Source organism: Albimonas sp. (assembly GCF_055129145.1).
The window spans coordinates 16,465-37,910 of sequence record NZ_JBSRTQ010000016.1; the positions used below are offsets into that span (position 1 = coordinate 16,465).

A 21,446-nucleotide genomic window follows, 5' to 3' on the forward strand; every position below is an offset into this window, starting at 1 on the left:
CGCCAGGTCCCTCGCGATCGCTCCTCGAAGAGCGCCGCGGCGCGCCTGTCGTTATTGACGGGCGCGCATGACCGATCCGTGACTATCCGTGCCGGAACCAGCCTTTCCGGGCGCGATGCGTCGCCGCGCCCGCCAGGACGTTTCGTCCACCCCTCCCTCGCGGGCGGTCGTCGCCGAAACGGATACGATCATCTCACACGATGCCGGCGCGTTCCATGGCGGATTCGACCCGGACCACATCCTGGGGGTTGTTGACCTCCCAGAACACCCGGCCGCGCGCGTCGACCTCGACGCATTTCAGCGCCACGCCGTTTTCGAGGAAGCGCAGCTGCTCGAGCCCCTCCCATTTCTCCAGCCCGCCCTCGGGCCAGCCGGCATAGGCGGCGAGCGCGCTTGGCCGGTAGGCGTAGACCCCGACATGGTGGAACACCGGGCACGTTTCCGTCTCCGCGAAGGTCCGGCCCGTATAGGGGATCACCTCCTTGGAGAAATAAAGCGCGCGGCCCGTGCGGTCGAACACCGCCGTGGTCCCCCCGACCCGCCCTGCGGCGCGGTCCTCCATGAAGGCGGCATGGGCCTCCACGTCGCAGCGCAGCACCGGGGTCGCCACGTCGAAGGCGGGGTCGACCATGGCGTCGCGCAGCGCCTCGAGGAACCAGGGCGGGGTCAGAGGCGCGTCGCCCTGCAGGTTCACCACCACATCGGGGTCGGTGGTCAGCCGGGGCAGGGCGGCGGCGCAGCGCTCCGTTCCGTTCCGGCAGCTCTCCGGCGTCATCACCACCGTCGCGCCGAACCCCTCCGCCGCCTCGCGGATGCGGTCGTCATCGGTGGCCACCACCACCTCCGAAAACCCCTGCGCCGCCATCCCGGCCTCCCAGGCCCGCTGGATCAGGGATTTGGAGACCCCGTCCGCCCCCCTCAGCGCCTGCAGCGGCTTGCCGGGGAAACGCGAGGACTTGTAGCGGGCGGGGATGACGATGGCGGCTTTGGGGGCGGCGCGCATGGGGTTCACGCGTCCTTCAGCTCGACGCCGGGGGCGAAGCAGATGAAATGCGGGTTGCCGAAGCCGGGCTTGCCGTATTTCAGCGCCCCCCCCTCCCACGCATGCACTTCGCCGCCCGCCGCCCGCAGCACCGCGTCGCCGGCGGCCGTGTCCCATTCCATCGTGCGGCCGAGCCGCGGGTAGAGATCCGCCTCCCCCGCCGCCAGCAGGCAGAATTTCAGGGACGAGCCCGCCGACAGGAAATCCGCCACCTGATAGCGCGAGATATAGGCGTCCGTCGCCGCATCCCGGTGCGATTTCGACGCCACGACCCGCAGCGCGGCGTTGTCGGGGGTCGAGACCTTGAGCGGCGTCCGCCCGGTCCCGTCCGGCTTCATCTCCTCGGCGCCGCCCTCGGGCAGGGTCCGGAACAGCCGGCCGAGCACCGGCGCATAGACCACCCCCGCGGTCGGCACGCCGTCCTCGACCAGCGCGATGTTCACGGTGAACTCGCCGCGGCGCTGCACGAATTCCTTGGTCCCGTCGAGCGGATCGACGATGAGGAACGTGGACACGGTCTGCCCATGCGTCGCCGCCTGCTCCTCGGTCACCAGCGCGAGGTCCGGGAACGCCTTGCGCAGCCCGGCCGAGATCAGCGCGTCGGCGCGCTCGTCGGCTTCGGTGACGGGGCTTTCGTCGGATTTCGATTTCACGTCGAAATCGGGCGAGGCGTAGACCTCCAGGATCGCCTCACCCGCTTCGAGCGCGAGTCTGGTGAAGATATCGGTGATCGCCTGACGGTCCATATCGGGTCCCCTCGTCGTTCCGCACACGACCTGAGGTTTGCCGCGGAGCGGGCCCGGTGTCGAGGGGCGGGGGGACGCAGGGGCGTCAGAGCTCGGGATCGTCGTCTTCCGCAAACGCCTCCGGCGGGTCGAGCGCATCGGCGAGCAGGTCGGCGGACTTCCCGAGCGCCTTTTGCAGAACTTCGCGGATGGCCTCCCATTCCTCCGACTCGAAGAAGTCCTTGCCCGCCTTCCAAACGATCTGGCCTTCCTTAACGACGCGGGCGAGACCGGTAAGCCGCGCGGCCATCCCAATGAGTCCACGCATGATGCGGCGCCCCCGGCTCTGGGCCTCGCCGGGACGCTCCTTCTCCGCGTCGATCTCCTCAATCGCCGCATCGGCGACATCGGCGAGCGATCCGTCGGCGATCTTCGCGTCTTCCAGCGCGCGCATCTTCTCGCGCAGGTCCTCCACCGTCTCGCGCAGCGCTTCGAGGTCTGCGTCGGCGCGGACCGGGGGCAGGGCGGCGTCGCGGCGACGCTCCAGCTCTCCGGGCGGCTCGAAGTAGGGTTTCACGTCGTCATGATGCGTGACCAGCGCTTCCAGCCCGCCGATGAATCCCGGCCGCATCATCTGGTCGAACTCCCCCCGGTCGGAGGAGCGCAGCGCGCTGTCGAGCCGACGGATCGGCGGCTCCAGCTCGAACAGGTTCACCGGCGCATGGTCGAGCCGCGCTCGGTAGCGGCGCAGGGCCTTGAGGAACTCGTCCGGCACCTGCCCCGAAGCCGCGGCGTCCGCCGCATCCTCAAGCAGGTCGTCGACGCTGACCCGCAGCCCGTCAAGCCGCTGCGCCTGCGCCTGTGGGTCGACTTGGCCCGCCCCACCGGGACCGAGCCGGTCGACGGCGATGAGCCGCCTGCCATCCACGCCTTCTCGCAGGCGAAGATCGACCCGGCTCGCTTCGGCGAAGCGTTTCTCAATCTCCGAGTCCGCGTCTTCCCCACGCTCCTCCGCCCGCCCCCGCAACCACTCGATCACCTCCCGCGCCTGAACCTCAGGCGATTTCTGCGAGATCAGGCCCAGCTCCGGATCGCCCTCCGCCGCCGGGGTTCCTTCGATGCCTAGCGCCTTGGCCGTCCCGCCTGCAAAGTGGCTGATCCTCAAAAGCGGAGCAATGTCCGCGACCTGCGTGCAGCCGAGGTAGAGGCTCTGCAGCCCGACGCATGCGGCGAGGGGCGCGATGTCCGCGACCTGCGTGTTGAAGAGGTTGAGGCTCTGCAGTCCGACGCATGCGGCGAGGGGCGCGATGTCCGCGGCCTGCGTGTCGCTGAGGGAGAGCGACTGCAGCCTGACGCATGTAGCGAGGGGCGCGAGGTTCAAGACCTTCGTTTCATTGAGTAGGAGGACCTGCAGCGCGCCACATGCCGCGAGGGGCGCGATGTCCACGACCTGCGTGCCCCAGAGGTCGAGGCTCTGCAGTCCAACGCATGCGGCGAGAGGTGCGATGTCCGCGACCTGCGTGTCGCTGAGGACGAGCCTCTGCAGCCCGACGCATGCGGCGAGGGGTGCGATGTCCGCGACCTGCGTGCCGCTGAGGTGGAGGCTCTGCAGCCCGACGCATGCGGCGAGGGGCGCGATGTCTGACAGCGCTTCGTTAACTCCAAGATTCAGGTCGAGCAGCTTGGTCAGGCGCGCCAGCGGCGAAAGATCCTTGGCGCCGGTTTTGCGAAGGTTGAGCCGGCGAAGACCGGTCGCCTCCGCCAGCGGCGCCAGCGAGGCGATGGTCTGGCGTGGGGTGTGGTGTTTGCCGTCCGGCGTTGTGGCGGCTCCCACCTCGACCCCGACCAGGCCCTCGATCTCCCCCAGTCCCGGCGGGATCGCCTTCAGCGCGCCGAGGTCGCTGAACCAGATCGTCTCGCGGTCCTGTCGGTCCGTCGCGTCGCGGGTCAGGCGGATGCGGCGCAGCGCCTCCGCATAGGCGGCGTTGGGATTCCTCTCCCACGCCTTCCGCCCGTATTCGATCTCCAGCACCGCGCCGCCCCCGTCGCCCTGAACCAATCCTGACGACAGGAACCCGCGCCCGCCCCCCGGTCAAGCGCGCCAATGCCTGACTCTTTCACCTGGCATACGCCCGGCGCACGCCCGGTGCACGCATGTCACCCCCCTCGAATCCGCACGAAAAAGGCCCGGAGCGTCTCCGCCCCGGGCCCGGTCTCCTGGCATTCCAAACGGGTCAGTCGACCTGGTCGGCGCTCTCGGCGTTGAGCTGCTCGTACTTCTCCGCGCCGATCCGGCCCAGCAGGTCGAGCTGGGTTTCGAGGTAGTCGATATGACCTTCCTCGTCCGCCATCAGCGTCTCGAACAGGTTCTTCGACACGAAATCGCCGACGCTCTCGCAATAGCTGCGGGCTTCGGCATAGAGCGCGCGGGCCTCGTGCTCGGCGGCCAGATCGCATTCCAGCGTCTCCTTCACCGTCTCGCCGATGCGAAGCGGATCAAGGACTTGCAGGTTGGGATGGCCGCCCAGGAACAGGATCCGGTCGATGAACTTGTCGGCGTGGTGCATTTCCTCGATCGACTCGGCGCGGGACTTGGCGGCGAGCTTGCCCACGCCCCAGTCGGCCTGAAGCCGGAAATGGAGCCAGTACTGGCTGACCGCGGTGAGCTCGCTGCGCAAGCCCTTGTTGAGGTAGTCGATGACCTTGGGGTCGCCCTTCATGTCCGTCTCCGTTTCTCGGGTTTGCGAAGCCCGCGAAGCACGGGCGGCACCCCGGTGTTTTCGTCGGCGCGCAGGACCCCCACGAACAAGGCGGCGCATCCGCCGCATTCGGGGCGCTTGCCCAGCGCGCGGTAAACCTTGCCCGGCGTGATCAGGCCATGCGGGTCGGCCGCGCGCATCCAGGCGACGGCCGCCTGGATGTCCGAGGAGCGTATCCGGGCGCAGTGACACACGATCATAGGGCGGTTTCCCGTTCCGTCGAGCGAAGAGTCCCGTTCCGGGCGACTGGAACGAGCATTCCTTCAACATGGCGTGGGTCCCGACATTCGCCAAGTGAAAACCGACTGAATTCCTCGGAATAGCGTCGCACCCTGCGGACGCTCGGTCGAAACGGCATGCCGCCGATGCGAGGCGACGGTTCGCGCCGCAAGGGACGGCGCGGGCCGTGGAGCGCCGTCGTCTTGCGCGCGACCTCAGGCCGCGACCGGGAACGGCCAGAGGCGCGCGCGCCGCCCCCTCGCCTCGGCCCGCCCGGCGCCCTAGGCTCCGCCCCCGACGCGGCCCCGGATGCGGCCGCCCGGGAGAGAAACGCATGACCTACACGACCCTGCGCTACGACGTCGAAGACGCCATCGCCACCGTCACCCTCGACCGGCCCGACCGGCTGAACGCCTTCACGGTGGAGATGGCGGCCGAGATCCTCGCCACGCTGGACCGCGCCGACGCGGACCCGGAGGTCCGCGCCGTGATCTTCACCGGCGAGGGCCGGGCCTTCTGCGCCGGCATGGATCTTTCCACGGGCGGCAACGTCTTCGGGCTGGACGAGAGCGTCGACCCGACGGGGCCGGAGGCGGCGAAGATCCGCGACACCGGCGGCACCATCACGCTGCGCATCTTCCGCATGACCAAGCCGGTGATCGCCGCGATCAACGGCGTCGGCGTGGGCATCGGCGCCACCATGCCGCTGGCGATGGACGCGCGGATCGTGTCGTCGAAGGCCCGCATCGGCTTCGTCTTCGCCAAGATCGGGGTGTGCATGGAGGCCTGCTCGTCCTGGTTCCTGCCCCGCCTCGTGGGCATGTCCACCGCGCTCGACTGGGCGATGTCGGGCGAAATTCTGTCCGCCGAGGCGCTTCTGCGCGGCGGATACGCCACCAAGGTGGTGGAGCCCGAGGAGCTGATGGCGACTGCGCGGGCCACCGCCCGGCGCTATATCGATGGGGTCTCGCCGGTCTCGGTCGCGGTCAACCGGCAGCTCCTGTGGCGGATGGCGGGGGCTTCGCACCCGATGGAGGCGCACCAGCTCGACAGCCGCGCGATCTTCCAGATGTCGATGGAGGACGGGAAGGAGGGCGTGACCTCGTTCGGCGAGAAGCGCGCGCCGGTCTATTCCAAGGTCCCGCCGACCGACATGCCGGCCTTCTTCGACTGGACCTCGGAGCCCGCGTTCAAGTGAGCGCCGCCCTCAGCCCGGCGGGGTTTTTCGCCGGGCCGAGGGCTCCAACAGCTGCGCGCGCAGATGTTTCGCGATGCGCAGCGCGTGGCGGCGACGCCAGGCGCCAGGGCTGAGCGCCAGCCCCGCCAGAGCGGTGACGAAGGCGCCGACGCGCCCTCCCGGCCCGGTGGCGAGCGGGCGGCGCCATTTTCCCAATCGCGCCTCGATCCAGACCTCCCGCTCGGCGTCGATGTCGAGCCCGGCCGCCTTCGCTCGCCCCGCGAGGTGCTTGCCGATGGGTCGACGATGGGCGACCGGGGCCGCGTCCACGATCCCCACCGCGCCCGGCATCGCGAAATCCTGCCAGACGAAATCGAGCCCCTTGGCGGCCGGGCGTCCCGCCATCTCGGGCAGGGCGGCGCGCAGGACGGCGGGGCTCATCAGCGGAGCCATCAGCTCGACGAAATCGGTGCGGCGAATGCGGGTCAGCGGGTTCCGCACCGTGATGAAATGCGAGATCTGGCTGTCGGGCGTCAGCGCGGGTTGGCAGAGGGCGAGGCCGGCTTCGCCCGCCAGCCGGAACAGGCGTGAGACGGTCGTCTCATCGGCCTCGATGTCGTCGTCGGGCAGCCAGATCAGGGGGGCGCGGTCAATCAGCCCGGGGTTCGCGCTCAGCACCCGGTGCAGGGCGTCCCATTTGCCGCCGGGCTCCGGGAACACCGCGTCCGGCTCGAACTCGGCGAGGTCGGGAAGATCCTGATAGGGCGCGAGCACCAGATCCCAGTCCCGCGCGGCCCGGGGCGTCTTGGCCCAGCCGGAGACGCGGTGCTCCGCCCCGATCCGCAGAATGACCAGCGCGCGGGGGGCGCCCGGGCGGGGCGCGGCGAAGCGTGCGGCCCAGGCTTCGGGCGTTCGTGCGGCGTCGAGACCCTCGGCCCAGGCGCGCCCCGCCGCGGCGCGTTGAAGGGCGTAGCGGGCGACCAGCGCCAGCGCCCGCCCGCTCTGGCGCAGGGCGAGCCCGGAGCGGGGGCGATGCAGACGGAACCAGGCGTCCTCGCGCCCGGCGCGGATATGGGCCAGCATCTGCACCGCGCCGGGGGCGGCCGAACGCTCCGCGATGACCGCGAAGGGGGCGGGCGAGGGCGCGCGGGCCAGCCCGACCAGCGCCGCCCCCAACGCCCGGGCGAAACCGGCGGCATGGGCGGCGGTGGTCGCGGGGCGCGGCGGCGCGAGGCGGGGGAGGGGAGGGGGCGTTCCGACGACCTCGGGCGCAAACCCCGCGCCCTCCGCCAGCACCGCCTCATGCACCGCGTCGGCGGGGCGGGCCAGGATCGTCGGCCCCTCCAGGAAATCGCGCAGCGCCGCCATCCGCCAGGCGGCGCAGGCGGGGTCGCCCGACAGCGCAGGGGTCAGCAGGCGCTCGGCCAGATCCAGCGGCCCTGGCATCCCCCCCGCCCCGCCATGCGCCGCGCACCAGCCGAGGCGGTTGCGCAGGTCGTAATAATGCTGCCAGCTGGTGGCCTTGGCGTAGAACGGTTCATGCCAGACGCCGAGGCCCGGAGGCGTGCAGGTCGGCGCGCCGGCGGCGGCGAGGCGACGCGCATAATCGGCGTCGTCGCCGCGCAGGAACACCGGAACCGGGGGACCGGCGCGGCGCGCGGCGTCGCGCGGGATGGCGAAGAACCACCAGCCGTTGAAATCCACCGGGGCGGCGCCGGAGAGCAGCGCGGCCGGCGCCTCGGCCAGATCCGCGTCATGGCCCACCGGGCGCACCACCCCGAAGCGGCCGATCACCGCCCCCGCCTCGTGCATTCGCCCCGGCCTGCGTGCGTCGAGCATCGCGCCGCCTACCGAAGCCGGGTTTTTCAGCCGCGCAAGCGTCTGCGCCAGCCGCGGGATCATCCGCGCATCAAGAAGTATGTCGTCGTCCATCATCAGGTGATGACCCGGCCCGGGCTCGGCCGCCAGCGCTTCGGCAAGGCCGCGGGCGAAGCCGCCGGCGCCGCCGAGATTGGGTTGCGAATGCACCTGGAAGAGAGGCGCCGCCAGCGTCTCGCGCAGGGCGGGGTCGGCGAAATCGGGGCCCTGGTTGACCACGAGGACCCGGGCGAGGCTCGGCTCTGCGCAGTCCGCCAGCGCGGCGGTCAGCGCGGCCATCGCCGGCTCGCGTCCGAAGGCGCAGAGGCCGACGGTCAGGCGCCCGGAGGGGCCGGGCGGCGGAACGGCCGTCGCCCAGCGCGCGCCATCGAGCCGGGCGGGGCCGCGGGCCGAAATCTCGGCCCAAAGGCGCCCGGGTTCGGCGGGTTCAGGCAGGGTGAGACGGCCGTCTCCCTCGCCCTCGGCCTGAGCGATCAGCGCGGGCGGGCCGCCAAGCGGGGGCGCCGAAAAGATCGAGACGCTCAGCGGCCCCGCCCCCCGCCACGCGAAGACCAGCGGATCGGGGACGGCATGGGCGCGCCACCAGGCGAGCGGAAAGGCGTTGAACCAGGTGTCGGTCGACACGGCCTCGCCGGGCGCAAGCTCCAGCGGGAACGCCCCGGCGCGCCCCTTCAGCCACAGCGCGTCCGGCCCCGGACCGGCGGGGTCGAGCACGTCGCGCAGGGTGTGCAGCGGCTCCATCGCGCGCGGCGCCGCTCAGGCGGCGCGCCGCCGCTCCAGAAACGCTTGCGCCGCGTCGAGCGCCCGGCCGATGGTCACGTCCATGTCGAGGTATTGATAGGTGCCGAGCCGGCCCACGAACGTGACGCCGTCGAGCGCCGCGGCGCGCTCCTCGTATTGGGTCAGCAGCTTCTTCTCGTCGAGCAGGCGGATCGGGTAATAGGGGATGTCCTCGGGCCCGCAGAGGCGCGAATATTCGCGGAACACGATGGTGTCTTCGTGGCTCTCCCATGGGGCGAAGTGCTTGTGCTCCGAGATCCGGGTGAACGGCACGTCGGGGTCGCCGTAATTCATCACCGCGCAGCCCTGGTAGTCGCCGGTCGCGCGCTCCGCCTCGAAATCCAGGGTCCGGTAGCCGAGCCGGCCTAGATCGTAGCCGAACCAGCGGTCCAGCGGGCCGGAGTAGAACACGTGGTCGAAGGCCTCGGACTGGTCCTCCCACCGGGCGCCCAGCCGGGTTTCGATCAGCGGATGGTCGAGGATCGCCTCGACAATCGGGGTGTAGCCGTGGCGGGGCATGCCCTGATGGGGATGGTTGAAGTAGTTGTCGTCATAGTTGAAGCGCAGCGGCAGGCGCTTGAGGATCGAGGCCGGCAGATGCGTCGGCTCCATCCCCCATTGCTTGAGCGTGTAACCGTGGAAGAACGCCTTATAAAGCTCGGGCCCGACGAAACGCAGGGCCTGTTCTTCGAAGCTCTGGGGGTCTTCGATCTCCATCGAGGCGCGGGACTCGATGAACGCCTTCGCCTCGGCCGGCGAGAAGGTCTTCCCAAAGAACTGGTTGATGGTGTGCAGGTTGACGGGCAGCAGGTAGACGGCGCCCCCCACCGTGGTCTTCACCCGGTTCACGAAGGGCATGAATTCGCCGAAGCGGTTCACATAATCCCAGACCCGTTCGTCGCCGGTGTGGAAAATGTGGGGGCCGTAGCGGTGGACCAGCACGCCGGTCTGGGGGTCGCGCTCGGTATGGCAGTTGCCGGCGGGGTGGTCGCGCTCGTCGATGACCAGGCAGGGCAGCCCCGCCTCGGCCAGCTGCCGCGCGATCACGGCGCCCGAGAAACCTGCGCCGACCAGACAGATGCGTCCCATGGATCCCCGTTCCCGCCGCCCGTGCGATATGCCGATCCCCGCCCCCTGGACAGGCGCGCGAACCCTAGCAGCGGCGCCGGCGGGCGGCAACCGAGGGGCCAGGTCGCAGGCGCGCGAGCGCGGCGCGCCGGGCCAGGCCGTGAGATTGACAGCGTCGGGCGGGCCATGTCACTCGGACCTCGCCCGCGGATCCGTCCGCGACGCTCAGGGGAACGCCGGTTCATGACCCGTCTCATCTTGCATATCGGCGCGCCCGCCGCCGGGGCCGCGCCCCTCCAGCTCCGCATCGCGCGAAGGGCGGAGGCGCTGGAACGGGCCGGCGTCGCCTGGCTCGACGCCTCCGATCTGGTGGGCGGACGGCCCAATCTCGACGCGATGGTGGCTCTGGAAGGGCAGGGCGCGGGGTTCCGCGCGCGGCTCGGCCTGCGCCGGGCGCTGGCGCTCTGCGCGCCGCGGGCCGAGATGAACATCGGGTCGAGCGAGCGGTTGTGGTGGCTGGACGATCCGGCGGTGATCGCCGCGTTCGCCAAGGGACTGCGCGAGGTCCATGACCGGGTGGACATCGTCGCCTGCCTGCCGCGCCAGGACCGGATGCTGGTGGCGCAGCGGGGGCCGGCCTCGGCCCCGCGCGCGCTGACCCCGGCGGCGCGGGCCTGGGGGACCGAGCCGCGGGCGCTGCCGAGCTGGCGACCCGAGATCGCCGCCCGGCTCGACCATGCCGCCCGGCTTGCCATGTGGCGCGACGCTTTCGGGGCGGATGCGGTGCAGGCGATGATCGATCCGCGCGATGCGCCCGAGCCGGCGAAAGCGCCGCGGCTCGGCGCCGTGCTGGCCGCGCTCGCCGGAACGCCTGCGGAGGCTTTCGGCCCCGAGCCGCCGCTGCGCCCGCGTCGCGGGATCTGTTCCGCAAAAGCGCTGATGACGCTCGAGGCGCGCGAGGCGGGGCTGGGCGCGCGCGAACGTCGCCAGATCGCCGCTGCGGCGCCTCAGGACAGCCCGCCGCTCGCGCCCGCGCGCGCGGAGGCGGCGGCCTTGCTCGCCCGTTGCGAGCCCGCCAACGCCCGGCTCGCCGAATGGCGCGGGCCCGACGGCGCGCCGCTGCGCTTTTCCGATGACGTGTCGGCCTGGCCCGAGACCGCGACCGACCGGCTCGACCCCGAGACCGGTCGGGCCCTGCGCCGGATCGTGCTGGAGATGCTGGGCCGGATGGGCGAGGCGCAGAAGGCCGCCGGGCTGGTGCGGACCCGTCCTGCGCGGCTCGGCCCCGAAGCCGGGCGCCAGGCCGGCCGCAAGGTCGGCGAAGTGCGCGAAGAGGCCGCATGGGGCGATCTCGGCTGGCGCAAGCGGGTCCGCCGGCGCAAGCGGCTGGCGGAGGCCGGGAAGCTCTGAGCCGCCCGCGCCGGCCTAAGGAGCGGACTCATATCGACGCGATCCAGATTCGGACGGCCGCGAGCTTGAGGGCTGCGAGATAGTTTTCGGGTCTTCGGTCGTATCGCGTGGCCAGCCCACGGAACTGCTTGATCTGGTTGAAGAAGCGCTCGACCAGGTTCCGCTGGCGATAGACCCATGGGCTGAAGCTGAAAGCATCCTTGCGGATCACGCGGGGCGGGATGTTCGCCCAGACGCCTCGGGCTTTCGCGCCGTCGCGGATCGGGTTGGTGTCGTAGGCGCGGTCGGCGATCAGGGTCGCGCCGGGGTCCGGATCAGCGACGAACTCGGTTCCCACCGGCGCGTCGCCCGCCTGGCCTGGCGTCAGCTTCAGGCGGATGGGGCGGCCTTCTGCGTCGACCAGGGCGTGGATCTTCGTCGTCAGCCCGCCACGGGAATGTCCCATGCAACCATGGTCGCGGTCGTCCGACCCCCCCTTTTTTCCGCGGCCCCGTGCTGGTGGACGCGGACGCAGGAGCTGTCGATCATCACGATGTCGCCGTCACAGGCCTCTGAGATCGCTTCCAGAATGCTGTCCCAGACCCCGGCCGCACGCCACCGCGTGAAGCGGTTGCAGAGCGTGGTGCGCGGGCCGTAGCGCTCGGGCACGTCCCGCCACGGCGTTCCGGCGCGGAACCTCCACAGGATGCCGTTGATCACCCGACGGTCGTCCACCCGCGGCACGCCGCGCGACTTCTGCGGCAGCAGCGGCTGGATGATCGCCCATTCCCGGTCGCTCAGTTCATGGCGGCGCATCGAAACCTCCTCCTCTCGGAGGTTGAATCAAATCTGCGCCGTCAGGGGAATCCCGCTTATGGGGCCAGACCCTAGTCCTGCGGCGCATCCATGCCCAGACGCTTGCGCCAGGCGGATTCGGCGATCAGCGGCAGATCTTCGCGCCCGAACGCCTCGCGCAGCGCCGGCAGGCGCGCGACGAAAGCGGCGAAAGCGGTCTCGAATTTCGCGTTGTTCGCGTAGAACCGCGCCGGGTCGCGCTTCAGCCGATAGCCGAGGCCGGATTTCGGATCCACCACCAGCGCCTCGCGCCGCAGGAACACCTGGTTGGTGCGGAACCTGCCCTCCAGCGGGAACAGGGCGAGCTTTGTGTGGAACATGAAATCCGGCGCGCGATGGCCGTTATCGGTCAGCTTGCGGATGAGTTTCCAGATGCCCGACGTGTGCTTCTTCTCGCTCACCGGGGTCACCCGCGCCCGGCGCCAGCGCATCGGGCGCACGTCGCTTTCCAGCGGCGCCAGCGCCTTGATCTGGGCGCGCTTGGCGACCATCTCGGGGTCCTCGTCCCAGAATTCGGGCCCGCGGGTCACGTCCTCGATCGCCTGGATCACTGCGGCGGCCGAGCCGTAATGGTAGCTCTCGTTCCACTGCCGGAACAGGAACCACAGCTGGTTGCGCAGGGTCTTGTCATCGTCGGGGAGCGACTTGTGCAGCAGCATCTGCATGACGTGGTAGCGGCTGTCGAGATAGGCGGTCAGCGGGCTGCGCTTGGAGACGAAATCGTCCTGGTGCGAGGCGACGCCGGTCAGGGTGCGGATGTCGAAGTCATTGGCGAGGCTGAAGAACACGTCGTCGCCGCGCACGAAGAACGGGAAGGGCAGCTTTTCGACCTGGGCGAGCGGAAAGCAGAAATACCACCAACCGGCATAGCGGTTCTCGAGCTGACCCAGCGGCCGGGTCGTGCCGACCACCTGCTCGAACCGGCGCAGGTTCACGTCCTTCTGCAGCGGAACGCAGAGCTTGTCGAAAAGCGCCGTGTTCTCCCAGATCTTCCAGCGTTCCTTGGCCGGGATCATCGCGCCCGCGATCGCCGCGCGCGGGTCGCGGGCGAGGCGCAGGGCGGCGATGGTGCGGCGCAGGTTCTCGGCGAAGAACTCGGCGTCGTCGTCCATGAAGAGGACATGGGTGGCGCGCCCGCCGTCCTTCGCCTCCAGCAACCCCCGGGTGAACCCCCCGGCCCCGCCGAGATTGCGGTTCTTGATGACCCGCGCGCCGTCGAAGGGCACGGCGTCCGTCGCGCCGCCATTGTCCACGACCGTCAGCGAAAACCGCTCGGCCACGTCCGGATTGGCCTTCATGTAGGCGTCGAGCCGGGCGCAGGAGGCCTGGACCTCCGCGTCGCGCCGGAAGGTGGTGATCACCGCGGCGACATGCACGTCGCGAACGCGCGCGGCGGGGGCGCGGACCAGCCAGTCGGCCTCGCGCAGGATCACGGCGCGCCTGGCGACGATGCGGAAATGCACGAGCCCGGGGTCGACCAGGCGCGGCAGTTCGATCTCCAGCGGCTCGCCGGCCCGCAGATCGAAGGACCGCGTGACCAGCAGCTCGTCGTCGCGGTCGAGCCGGGTCATGCCGACCCGCAGCATCCCCGCGCCGCGGCCGCGCAGGCGCAGCACCACCCGGTCGCCGGGGCCGAGATCGTAGCCCGAGGCCGGGAAGGCGTTGAACCAACTGTCGAAGCGCAGGCGGGCGTCGGGGCGGATGAAGTAGCCGCCCTCCGCCGCATCCCAGCCGGCCCCGCCGACGCCGCGATGGAAGAGGCGCGGCTGCGAATTGATCCCGGCTTCGGGGGCGAGCAGGCGCTGGACGAGGATCTCGACCGTTCCCGACCCCTCCGCGGCGGCGGAAGGCGCATCGGCGGCGACGGCGTCGGAAGAGGTCTGATCCATGGGTCTCGCCTGTTCGTGGGTCTTGCGCCGCGCCGAAACGTCCCGGCGCACGTTCGGCACGCCCTGCGTCTCGTAGTCCGAAGCGTCGGGACGCGGCAAGCCCTGCGCGCCCCGCGCCCGGCCCGCGTCGCCCCGAAACGCGCTGGTTTCGGCCTGGACCAATCTCCGAGCCGGGGTTTCGCCGCTTCCGCGCCCGGATTTCGCCGCGCCCGCCCGCGAGATCTCGTCGCCCCCACCCGCCTGTTGACGCGGCGCGCGTGCGAGCATGGTTGAGACGTGGCCCGCAATGGCCTAGCACGTGGCGAGTGGACGAGGCTGCGCGTCGCCCGCATCCGTCCCACCGGACCGCAGGGCCATGCCCCCGGTCCCGGCTCGAAGCGCGAGGAGCTCCGTGACCAAACGTCTCTGCCTGCATGTGGGCGACTGCAAGACCGGCAGCACCTCGATCCAGACCGTGCTTCAGGCGGGCGCCTTCGAGAGCCCCGAGCGGTCCGTGCTCTATCCGGTCGAGCCGGGTCGGCTGCATCACTGCGCGCTGGCGGCCACGCTCTTCAAGCCGCGGCTGAAGGCGCGCCGGGCGGCGTCGTTCAAGAAGCTCGGCGCCCGTCTCGATGCGTCGGACGCCGATCTCGCCATCGTGTCGGGGGAGTGGTTCGAATACGCGGACCCCGAGATGCTGGAGCGGGTGCTGCGCCGCCGTCTGCCGAACTACGCCGCGGATGTGCGGGTGGTCGCCTATGTGCGCCCCCATGCCGAGCGGCTGGTGTCGAGCTTTCAGGAACGCGCCAAGCTGGGCCATGCGGTGGGCAGCCTGAAGGCGTTCCATGCCAGTTCGCGCGCCAAGGGCCTGTTCGAATACGCCCCCAGGCTGCGACGCTGGCGCGACGTGTTCGGCGACCGCTACACGGTGCGGCCGATGGTGCGCGCGCGGCTCGCGGGCGGCGACGTGGTGCGCGATTTCCTTGAGCTCGCGCTCGACGGGGCGCCGGTGACGGTGGGCAAGACGGCGGCGGCGAACACCTCGCTCGGCGCGCGCGATCTCGCCTTCGTGCTGGCGATGCATCGCGGCGGCAAGCTGCCCTCGCAGGCGGTGCGCCATCTGTCCTGGGCGCTGCAGGAGCTGAGCGGGACCGCCCCCGGCGGGGGCGACAAGCTGCGGCTCGACCGGGCGCTGCTGGCCGAGGTGCGGGCCGACTACATCGACGACGCCCGCGCGCTCGACGCGGAGTTCTTCGGCGGCGATGATTTCCAGAAGGCCTTCGACCGGGCGGCGGCGGAGGCGGTGGACAAGCCGCAGGTGATCGCGCCTGAAAAGCTGCTGAGCGCGGAGGAGCTGCGCCGTTGCACCGCCGTCGCCCGCGCCTTGCGCGAAATGGCGCGCGAAGCCGCCCGGTCCCGCGTGCGGATCGACGAGCTGGAAACCGCGGCCGGCGTGCTGTCGGACGGCGACGACGAGGACGACGAGACCCAGGCCGAGGACGCCGCGGCCGAGGCCCGGCGCCCCGCGAAGCGGCGCGCGCCGGCATGACCGGCCGCACGGCTTCGGACGCGGCCGGCGAGGAGGCGCGCGCATGGACCTGATCCTGTTCATGGGCCACCACAAGGTCGGCTCGTCGGCGCTGCAGCTGTTCCTCGCGCGCAACTGGCTGGCGCTGGCGCGGGCCGGGATCCTGTATCCTTCGGTGGAGGCGCAGGGCCTTGCGGCCAACCTCGCCGCCGCGGTCGCATCGGGGCGCCCGGCGCCGCGCGGGGCGATCGGGGCCAAGAAGCTGCGCGCGCCCCTGCGTCTGAACGAACGCGAGCCGCATAACGCCTTCGCTTTCCGGCTGATGCATGACGACTCGGGCCGGGCGATCCCGCCCTGGCATCCGAAGCTGCCGCACAGCGCCCAGATGTTCCGCGCCATCCGCACCCAGGTCGAGGCGCTGCAGCCGCGCGCCGTGGTGCTGTGCTCGGAGGTCTTCGCCAATTTCGGGGCCGATCACCCGGCGCTGCTGGAGAAACTCGCCACCGCGCTGCCCGGCGCGAAACGGGTGCGGATCCTGTGCACCCTGCGCCGGCCCGACACCTATCTGGTGTCCTGGCACGGCCAGCGCCTGAAATTCGGTCACACGCTGCCGCCGCTGCGCGCGGGCGGGCTCGACATCTACTGGAAGGGCATCCATTTCGACTATCGCCGGATGCTGGAGCCCTGGTTCGCGGCCTTCCCCAACGCCGAATTCGACCTGCGCGACTACGCCGACGTGCTGGCCGCGGGCGGCTCGATCGCCGATTTCGCGGCCCGCGCGCGGGTGGAGCTGCCTGACGGGCTGGAAGAGGTGCGCTCGGCCAATCCCTCGGTGCATCCGGCGCTGATGGAAGTGGCGCGGCGGGCGAATGCGGAGCTGGACGAGACCAGCTCCCGGCTGCTGCGCGACCATCTGATCAAGGTCGGCGACAAGCTGACCGATGTCGGCGCGCGGGAGATCGAGATGTTCGGGCCGCAGAACCGCGTGCTGATGGCGGAGCGTTTCGCCCCGATCGACGCCTGGCTGGGCGAGCGGGCGGGGCGGCGCGGCTTCTTCCCCGATCTCGGCAAGGTCGGCCTGGCGGCGCCGGTGGCTGAGATGGATGCGGGCCGCGCGGCGCTGGAGCGTTTGCGCAAGTCGCGCGACCTGCGCGATCTGCCGGCGGCGGCGCGGGACTTCGTGGCGGGCCTGACGCTGGTCTGAGCGGCAGGGCGCCCGCTCCGCCGGTCTGCCGCCGCCGGGGAAGCGGCGGGCGAGCGCCGGCCGTTCAGCCTGCGGCGAATGTGCGCCGCACGGCGCCGATCAGCAGCAGGTTGCCCAACGGCGCGGTGAGCGCGAGCCATGGCCCGTGCGGCCCCTCGCCGTTCTCCCACAGCAGCGTCCAGGGCAGGCCGAGCGGGATCAGGTACGCGCCCGCGAGCGGATCACGCTCCGCCCCCATCAGTCCCCAGGCGCCGATGACGAAGAGGCTGAGCGCGAAGATATAGGCGGCCGCGTAGGTCCAGATCACGAACTGGTAGAGGCGTTGGGCCATGTCCGCATTCCTTCGCCGTCGTTCCGCAGCTGCCGCTTCGGCGCGTGCTGCGCGAAGGCGGCGAGGCCGGGCCGGCCGCATCGGGCCGATTCGCCCGAGCCGCGTCGGGCGCCGCATTCTCACCGGAGCGCCGCCGCGGCTCACCGCCCAGATAGGCGTCGACGCCACGCTTATCCAGCCCCCAGCGGACGTATCATGGTCCAAATCCGACCACAACCTCGCCATGTCGGGATCGCCTTGGGGTTGATCGCGACGGATTCGACCCGGGTGGGGCCGGCCGCGGGACGCGCCGTGCTCAGGCTCCGGCGGTCTCGGCGAGACGGGCGCGGGCCATGTCGCGCAGCTCGGATTTGCGGATCTTCACGCCATTGGCGCTTTGCGTCACCGGGAAGGCGTCGATGGGGAAGAGCCGCGCCGGCGCCTTGAAATGGGCGAGACGGACGGCGGCTTCGGCGAGGGCGGCGGTCTCGTCGAACGGGCCTTCGGGGATCACGAAGGCCACGGGGCGCAGGCGGCCGCCGATCTCCATCCCCACAACTTGCGCGTCGCCGACGCCGGCGACGCCGCGCAGCGCCTCCTCGATCTCGGCCGGATCGACGAGGAACCCCGACAGCCGGATCGCGTCGCCGCCGCGCGCCGCATAGACGAAGGAGCCGTCGGCTCGCAGATGGCCGATGTCGCCGGAGCGGTAGAAGCCCTCCGCATCAACCGCCTTCGCCGTCGCCTCCGGGTTCTCGAAATAGCCGAGGAACGAGGTATCGCAGCGGAATTCCAGCTCGCCGGTCTCCCCCTGCGGCAACAGCGCGCCGGTCTCGGGGTCGCGGACGCGGATCTCGGCGCGGGGGCCCGACGCGGGGACGCCGCCGCCCTTGAGCCGCTCGGCCACCGGCTGGGACATGGGCTGGATGCTGAACAGGGCGTGGAGTTCTGAGGCGCCGTAGACCCCGCGCAGCGGCACGCCGCGCTCGGCCGCGCCGCGCAGGATGTCGCCGAGGCCGGGGGTGAAGGATCCGAAGCCGCAGCAGGCGGCGGCGGCGAGGGCGGGCTCGTCCAGCTCGATCAGGCGGCGGAACATCTCGTCGGAGCCGAAGATGTGGCTCAGCGCGTGTTCGCGGATGATGCGGGCGGCGGCGGCTGCGTCGAACTGGGCCATCATGTGGGCGGGGGCGCCGCCCGCGACCGCGGCGAGGAAGGACGACAGCCCGAACACCCCGCAGAACGGCATGGCGGCGAGGAAGCCCGCGCCGGGCGCGTCGAAGCCGAAGGCCGCGGCGCAGCGATGGGCGTGGAGCGCCAGCGTGCGCTGGGAATGGGTGACCAGCTTGGGCGCGGAGGTGGTGCCGGAGGTGGTGAAGAAGATCAGGGGCGCGTCGGGGTCGGAGGTCGCGTCAGGGCCCGCCTCCGCCGGCTCCGGATCGAAGGCGACGACGGCGCGGCCGGGCAGGGGCGGGGTGTCGGGCAGGATTCCGCGCACGGCGATGGCGGTGAGCCCGGGGAGCTTCGCGGCCTCGGCGCCGGCGAGGATGGCGAGGTGGTCGGACCGGTCGCAGGCTCCCAGCACGATCATGCGCGCGTGGGATCGGGCGAGGATATGCTCCAGCTCGAAAGCCTTGTAGCGGGTGTTGACCGCCGCGACCCGGATGCCGGCGCGCGCGGCGGCGAAGAGCAGCGCCGGCCAGTCGAGCCCGTTGTCCAGCCAGACCGCGATGCAATCCCCGGGCCCGAGCCCCTGGGCCGCCAGCCAGCGGGCGGTTCCCGCGACGCGTGCGTCGAAGGCGGCGGCGACGACCGGCGCCCCGCTCTCGTCCATGAAGGCCGGTCGGCCATGGGCGCGGGCGGGGGCGAGCAGGTCGTGCAGTCGGGCGGGTTCGGCGGTCATGGCGTCCTCGTCTCGGGGCGTTCGGGGGCCGGGCCGTTTTCGGGGGCCTCGGCGGCCAGCGTAGCGCGTCGGTCGGGCGGTGCGCCAGCCGCGTCGCGCGCGGCCTCCGGCGTCAGGGTCGGAGCCGGGCCGGGTCGGGTCGGGTCGGGAGCCGGGCGTCCCCGGCCATGGCGCCCCGCATGAAGACGCCGCCGCGTCCGGGGACGCGGCGGCGTCTGACGGGCCCGAAACCCGGCCTCAGGCGTTGCCGCGACCGGCCATGCCGCCCGACATCTCCTCGGTCTGGTCCTCGGTCAGCGGGGTGGGCAGCACCAGGTTCAGCACGATGGCGATCAGCGCCGCGGGCAGCAGGCCGGTGGCGAGCAGGATCCGCGGCGTCTCGGGCAGGTGCTGCAGGGCGTCGGGTTCCAGCTGCAACCCGAGCCCCACCGACAGCGCGACGGCGAAGATCACCATCGCGCGGCGATCCCATTTCACGTCCGCCAGCATCGACACGCCCGAGGCGCAGACCATGCCGAACATCACGATGACGCCGCCGCCCAGCACGGTGATCGGCACGGTGGAGATCACCGCCCCCACCTTGGGGACCAGTCCGCAGACGATCAGAAACAGCGCGCCCATGGTCACCACATGCCGGCTCATCACCCCGGTGATCGCGATCAGGCCGACATTCTGCGAGAACGAGGTGTTGGGCAGCGCCCCGAACGCGCCCGCGATGGCCGAGCCGAGACCGTCGGCGTAGGTGGCGCCCGAGATCTCCTTGGTCGTCGCCTCGCGCCCCGCGCCGCCCTTGCAGATGCCGGAGACGTCGCCGACCGTCTCGATCGCCGAGACCACGCCCATCAGGCAGAAGCCGATGATCGCCGAGGTGGTGAAGTCGAGCCCGAAATGGAACGGATCGGGCGCCATGAACCAGCCGGCCCGCCCGACATTGGCGAAGCTGACCATGCCGAGGCCGAGCGCCACGACATAGCCCGCGATCAGCCCGACCAGAACCGCGCCGAGCGAGACGAGCCCGTGGGCGAAGAACTTCAGCCCCAGCGTGACGAAGACCACGACCAGCGCCACCGTCCAGTTGCGGAGCGAGCCGTAGTCCGGCGTGCCGATGGCGGGCACGCCGCCGGCGGCGTACTGGATGCCGACCTTGACCAGGGCCAGGCCGATCATCAGCACCACCAGCCCGGTGACGAGCGGAGGGAGCGCGAAGCGCAGCCTGCCGATGACCGTGCCGAGGCATGCGTGGAACAGGCCCCCCGCCAGCACGCCGCCGGCGATCACCCCCATGGCGTCGACGCCCTTGCCCGCCACCAGCGGGATCATCACCGGCAGGAAGGCGAAGGAGGTGCCCTGCACGATGGGCAGGCGCGCGCCCACGGGGCCGAAGCCGATGGTCTGGAAGAGCGTCGCGACCCCGGCGAAAAGCATCGACATCTGGATCATGTAGACCAGCTCGCCCACGCCGGGCGTGCCGAAGCCGAAGCCCGCGGCCCCCGCGACGATGATGGCGGGCGTGACGTTCGAGACGAACATCGACAGCACATGCTGCACGCCCAGCGGCGCCGCCTTCGCCAGCGGCGGCATGTAGTCAGGATCCCTGAGCTGCGCCTCCGTGCCCAATCCGCTCATCGCCATGGTCGATCCCTCGCTGCACGTCCTGCGCATGTTGCAATGCGAAATGGACGCATCGCGCGACGCGGACGTCAAGAAAATTTGCGGGAGTTCGGACCGCCGGGGAGGGGGCGCGCGCGAGGGACCGGGCTCGGGTCACGCGCCGAGCCGCGCCGGTCGGGGACGGCGGCGCGCGGGGCGCGCGCCGCCCCAATGCAGGTCTAGTCCGCGGAAGGGGGCTGCATTGCCCGTGAGGATTGCCCCGCGCCGTCCGTTCCTGCCCGGCGGACCCGGTCGGGAATGCGGGCGCCGGCCGGCGCGGCGACGTGGGCCGCTCAGATCGAGGCGGAGAAGGCCAGGCTCTCGTAGAAGGCCAGTTCGCGCGCCTTGTGGTCGGGATCGTCCTCGGCGTCGATCGGGGGCAGGGGGGGCACCAGGGCTTCGAGCAGGGCGCCGAACAGGCCCGGGGTCGGCTGGCCGTCATTCGGCTGCGAGGTCGGCGGCGTCGGTTCGAAGGTCTGCATGGGGCGCTCCGAGTCGAGGGCCGGCGGGGCGTCGCCGGGGATCGGGAACCAGTATGCATGTGATCGAGCGGCACGCAAATCTTTGAAACCCTTATAATAAAGGGACCTTCCCAGTTTGACTGCGATGAGGCCCGCGCCTGCGGGCCGCAGCGTCGGCGGCCGGCGCCGACGCGGGCCGGCCATAGGGTTGACGAAAAACGAAAAGTTCTCTGCGCTGGGGGCTCGCGGCCGGATCGGGGCTCCCGGCCGCACGGAGAACCGCAAGCGCCCCACACCCTCGCCCGATAGGTCGAAACCCGGCGAAATTCGCCCAACTCCGCTTGGGACGCCTCGGCGAGCCGATGATAAGGACCCGGAATGAGTCGCGAACACCGCGCAGGCGGGCGCGGCGATCCGTCGGGCGACGGGATCCAGGGTGGCTCTACCCAAAATGGCTCGGGGGGATGGAGGCGACGGCCGGAATCGAACCGGCGTGCACGGATTTGCAATCCGACATAAAGCTGTGGAAGTATTGAATAATCTTGAAAACAACGACCCCTATGAGCCCTAGCCGCGCCAATGGCTTACAGTCCCGGTGTAAACTCGCACCGGCGTCAGAAACGATTGCGACAC

Annotated in this window: 16 protein-coding genes, 1 tRNA gene and 1 pseudogene; 4 read left to right on the forward strand and 14 right to left on the reverse strand. The window is 71.1% G+C overall.

Going from position 1 to position 21,446, the window contains the following annotated elements; genetic code table 11:
* Positions 1-193: 193 nt before the first annotated feature.
* The 5 genes from ACTB72_RS04740 to ACTB72_RS04760 form a co-directional block, all read right to left on the reverse strand.
* Positions 194-1,003: a 3-deoxy-manno-octulosonate cytidylyltransferase gene (locus tag ACTB72_RS04740; protein WP_463035835.1), complete on the reverse strand. Its 810-nt coding sequence runs from the start codon at positions 1,001-1,003 to the stop codon at positions 194-196.
* Positions 1,004-1,008: 5 nt separating this feature from the next.
* Positions 1,009-1,788, reverse strand: a complete 780-nt coding sequence (cysQ, locus tag ACTB72_RS04745; protein WP_463035836.1) for a 3'(2'),5'-bisphosphate nucleotidase CysQ — start codon at positions 1,786-1,788, stop codon at positions 1,009-1,011.
* 85 nt (positions 1,789-1,873) lie between these two features.
* The gene (locus ACTB72_RS04750; RefSeq protein ID WP_463035837.1) at positions 1,874-3,799 is read right to left on the reverse strand and encodes a leucine-rich repeat domain-containing protein; all 1,926 of its coding nucleotides are present in this window, start codon (positions 3,797-3,799) and stop codon (positions 1,874-1,876) included.
* Between the two features lie 202 nt (positions 3,800-4,001).
* Positions 4,002-4,487 carry a bacterioferritin gene (bfr, locus tag ACTB72_RS04755; RefSeq protein WP_463035838.1) on the reverse strand — a complete coding sequence of 162 codons (486 nt, stop codon included), beginning with the start codon at positions 4,485-4,487 and terminating at the stop codon, positions 4,002-4,004.
* The gene (locus tag ACTB72_RS04760; RefSeq protein ID WP_463035839.1) at positions 4,484-4,666 is read right to left on the reverse strand and encodes a (2Fe-2S)-binding protein; all 183 of its coding nucleotides are present in this window, start codon (positions 4,664-4,666) and stop codon (positions 4,484-4,486) included. Before ACTB72_RS04760 ends, bfr begins: the two co-directional genes overlap by 4 nt.
* Before the next feature lie 413 nt (positions 4,667-5,079).
* Between ACTB72_RS04760 and ACTB72_RS04765 the strand changes: the two genes are divergently transcribed.
* Positions 5,080-5,943, forward strand: coding sequence for a crotonase/enoyl-CoA hydratase family protein (locus tag ACTB72_RS04765; protein WP_463035840.1), 864 nt, complete (start codon positions 5,080-5,082; stop codon positions 5,941-5,943).
* Between the two features lie 9 nt (positions 5,944-5,952).
* Here ACTB72_RS04765 and ACTB72_RS04770 read toward each other — a convergent pair whose 3' ends face one another.
* Positions 5,953-8,541, reverse strand: a complete 2,589-nt coding sequence (locus ACTB72_RS04770; protein ID WP_463035841.1) for a glycosyltransferase — start codon at positions 8,539-8,541, stop codon at positions 5,953-5,955.
* A 15-nt stretch (positions 8,542-8,556) separates the two neighbouring features.
* Positions 8,557-9,669 carry a UDP-galactopyranose/dTDP-fucopyranose mutase family protein gene (locus ACTB72_RS04775; protein ID WP_463035842.1) on the reverse strand — a complete coding sequence of 371 codons (1,113 nt, stop codon included), beginning with the start codon at positions 9,667-9,669 and terminating at the stop codon, positions 8,557-8,559.
* A 222-nt stretch (positions 9,670-9,891) separates the two neighbouring features.
* Here ACTB72_RS04775 and ACTB72_RS04780 point away from each other — a divergent pair, with 222 nt between their 5' ends.
* Positions 9,892-11,058: a hypothetical protein gene (locus ACTB72_RS04780; RefSeq protein ID WP_463035843.1), complete on the forward strand. Its 1,167-nt coding sequence runs from the start codon at positions 9,892-9,894 to the stop codon at positions 11,056-11,058.
* 28 nt (positions 11,059-11,086) lie between these two features.
* Here the strand turns inward: ACTB72_RS04780 and ACTB72_RS04785 are convergent.
* Together ACTB72_RS04785 and ACTB72_RS04790 are read right to left on the reverse strand one after the other, a co-directional pair.
* Positions 11,087-11,853, reverse strand: a pseudogene (locus tag ACTB72_RS04785) (IS5 family transposase).
* A gap of 71 nt (positions 11,854-11,924) precedes the next feature.
* Complete coding sequence (locus ACTB72_RS04790; RefSeq protein WP_463035844.1) at positions 11,925-13,880, reverse strand: hypothetical protein; 1,956 nt, start codon at positions 13,878-13,880, stop codon at positions 11,925-11,927.
* A gap of 292 nt (positions 13,881-14,172) precedes the next feature.
* Here ACTB72_RS04790 and ACTB72_RS04795 point away from each other — a divergent pair, with 292 nt between their 5' ends.
* The gene (locus ACTB72_RS04795) at positions 14,173-15,309 is read left to right on the forward strand and encodes a hypothetical protein (protein ID WP_463035845.1); all 1,137 of its coding nucleotides are present in this window, start codon (positions 14,173-14,175) and stop codon (positions 15,307-15,309) included.
* Between the two features lie 43 nt (positions 15,310-15,352).
* A complete protein-coding gene (locus ACTB72_RS04800; RefSeq protein ID WP_463035846.1) occupies positions 15,353-16,492 on the forward strand; it encodes a hypothetical protein in 1,140 nt (379 codons plus the stop codon).
* Positions 16,493-16,556: 64 nt separating this feature from the next.
* Here ACTB72_RS04800 and ACTB72_RS04805 read toward each other — a convergent pair whose 3' ends face one another.
* The 5 genes from ACTB72_RS04805 to ACTB72_RS04825 all read right to left on the reverse strand — a co-directional run bounded on the left by ACTB72_RS04805 (position 16,557) and on the right by ACTB72_RS04825 (position 21,372).
* Complete coding sequence (locus ACTB72_RS04805) at positions 16,557-16,823, reverse strand: hypothetical protein (RefSeq protein WP_463035847.1); 267 nt, start codon at positions 16,821-16,823, stop codon at positions 16,557-16,559.
* Positions 16,824-17,118: 295 nt separating this feature from the next.
* Complete coding sequence (locus ACTB72_RS04810; RefSeq protein WP_463035848.1) at positions 17,119-18,702, reverse strand: AMP-binding protein; 1,584 nt, start codon at positions 18,700-18,702, stop codon at positions 17,119-17,121.
* Between the two features lie 237 nt (positions 18,703-18,939).
* Entirely contained in the window at positions 18,940-20,334 is a 1,395-nt protein-coding gene (locus tag ACTB72_RS04815) for a uracil-xanthine permease family protein (protein ID WP_463035849.1), read from the reverse strand.
* Between the two features lie 311 nt (positions 20,335-20,645).
* The gene (locus ACTB72_RS04820) at positions 20,646-20,834 is read right to left on the reverse strand and encodes a hypothetical protein (RefSeq protein ID WP_463035850.1); all 189 of its coding nucleotides are present in this window, start codon (positions 20,832-20,834) and stop codon (positions 20,646-20,648) included.
* 444 nt (positions 20,835-21,278) lie between these two features.
* Positions 21,279-21,372 (reverse strand) — tRNA-Ser (locus ACTB72_RS04825).
* Positions 21,373-21,446 lie beyond the last annotated feature (74 nt).

What these genes read in the sequence shown, in the direction of transcription:
- ACTB72_RS04805 (WP_463035847.1), bottom strand. Translation starts at nt 16,823, where the DNA reads ATGGCCCAACGCCTCTACCAGTTCGTGATCTGGACCTACGCGGCCGCC.
- ACTB72_RS04820 (WP_463035850.1), bottom strand. Translation starts at nt 20,834, where the DNA reads ATGCAGACCTTCGAACCGACGCCGCCGACCTCGCAGCCGAATGACGGC.
- bfr (WP_463035838.1), bottom strand. Translation starts at nt 4,487, where the DNA reads ATGAAGGGCGACCCCAAGGTCATCGACTACCTCAACAAGGGCTTGCGC.
- ACTB72_RS04770 (WP_463035841.1), bottom strand. Translation starts at nt 8,541, where the DNA reads ATGGAGCCGCTGCACACCCTGCGCGACGTGCTCGACCCCGCCGGTCCG.
- ACTB72_RS04810 (WP_463035848.1), bottom strand. Translation starts at nt 18,702, where the DNA reads ATGACCGCCGAACCCGCCCGACTGCACGACCTGCTCGCCCCCGCCCGC.
- ACTB72_RS04815 (WP_463035849.1), bottom strand. Translation starts at nt 20,334, where the DNA reads ATGGCGATGAGCGGATTGGGCACGGAGGCGCAGCTCAGGGATCCTGAC.
- cysQ (WP_463035836.1), bottom strand. Translation starts at nt 1,788, where the DNA reads ATGGACCGTCAGGCGATCACCGATATCTTCACCAGACTCGCGCTCGAA.
- ACTB72_RS04775 (WP_463035842.1), bottom strand. Translation starts at nt 9,669, where the DNA reads ATGGGACGCATCTGTCTGGTCGGCGCAGGTTTCTCGGGCGCCGTGATC.
- ACTB72_RS04780 (WP_463035843.1), top strand. Translation starts at nt 9,892, where the DNA reads ATGACCCGTCTCATCTTGCATATCGGCGCGCCCGCCGCCGGGGCCGCG.
- ACTB72_RS04800 (WP_463035846.1), top strand. Translation starts at nt 15,353, where the DNA reads ATGGACCTGATCCTGTTCATGGGCCACCACAAGGTCGGCTCGTCGGCG.
- ACTB72_RS04765 (WP_463035840.1), top strand. Translation starts at nt 5,080, where the DNA reads ATGACCTACACGACCCTGCGCTACGACGTCGAAGACGCCATCGCCACC.
- ACTB72_RS04740 (WP_463035835.1), bottom strand. Translation starts at nt 1,003, where the DNA reads ATGCGCGCCGCCCCCAAAGCCGCCATCGTCATCCCCGCCCGCTACAAG.
- ACTB72_RS04760 (WP_463035839.1), bottom strand. Translation starts at nt 4,666, where the DNA reads ATGCGCGCGGCCGACCCGCATGGCCTGATCACGCCGGGCAAGGTTTAC.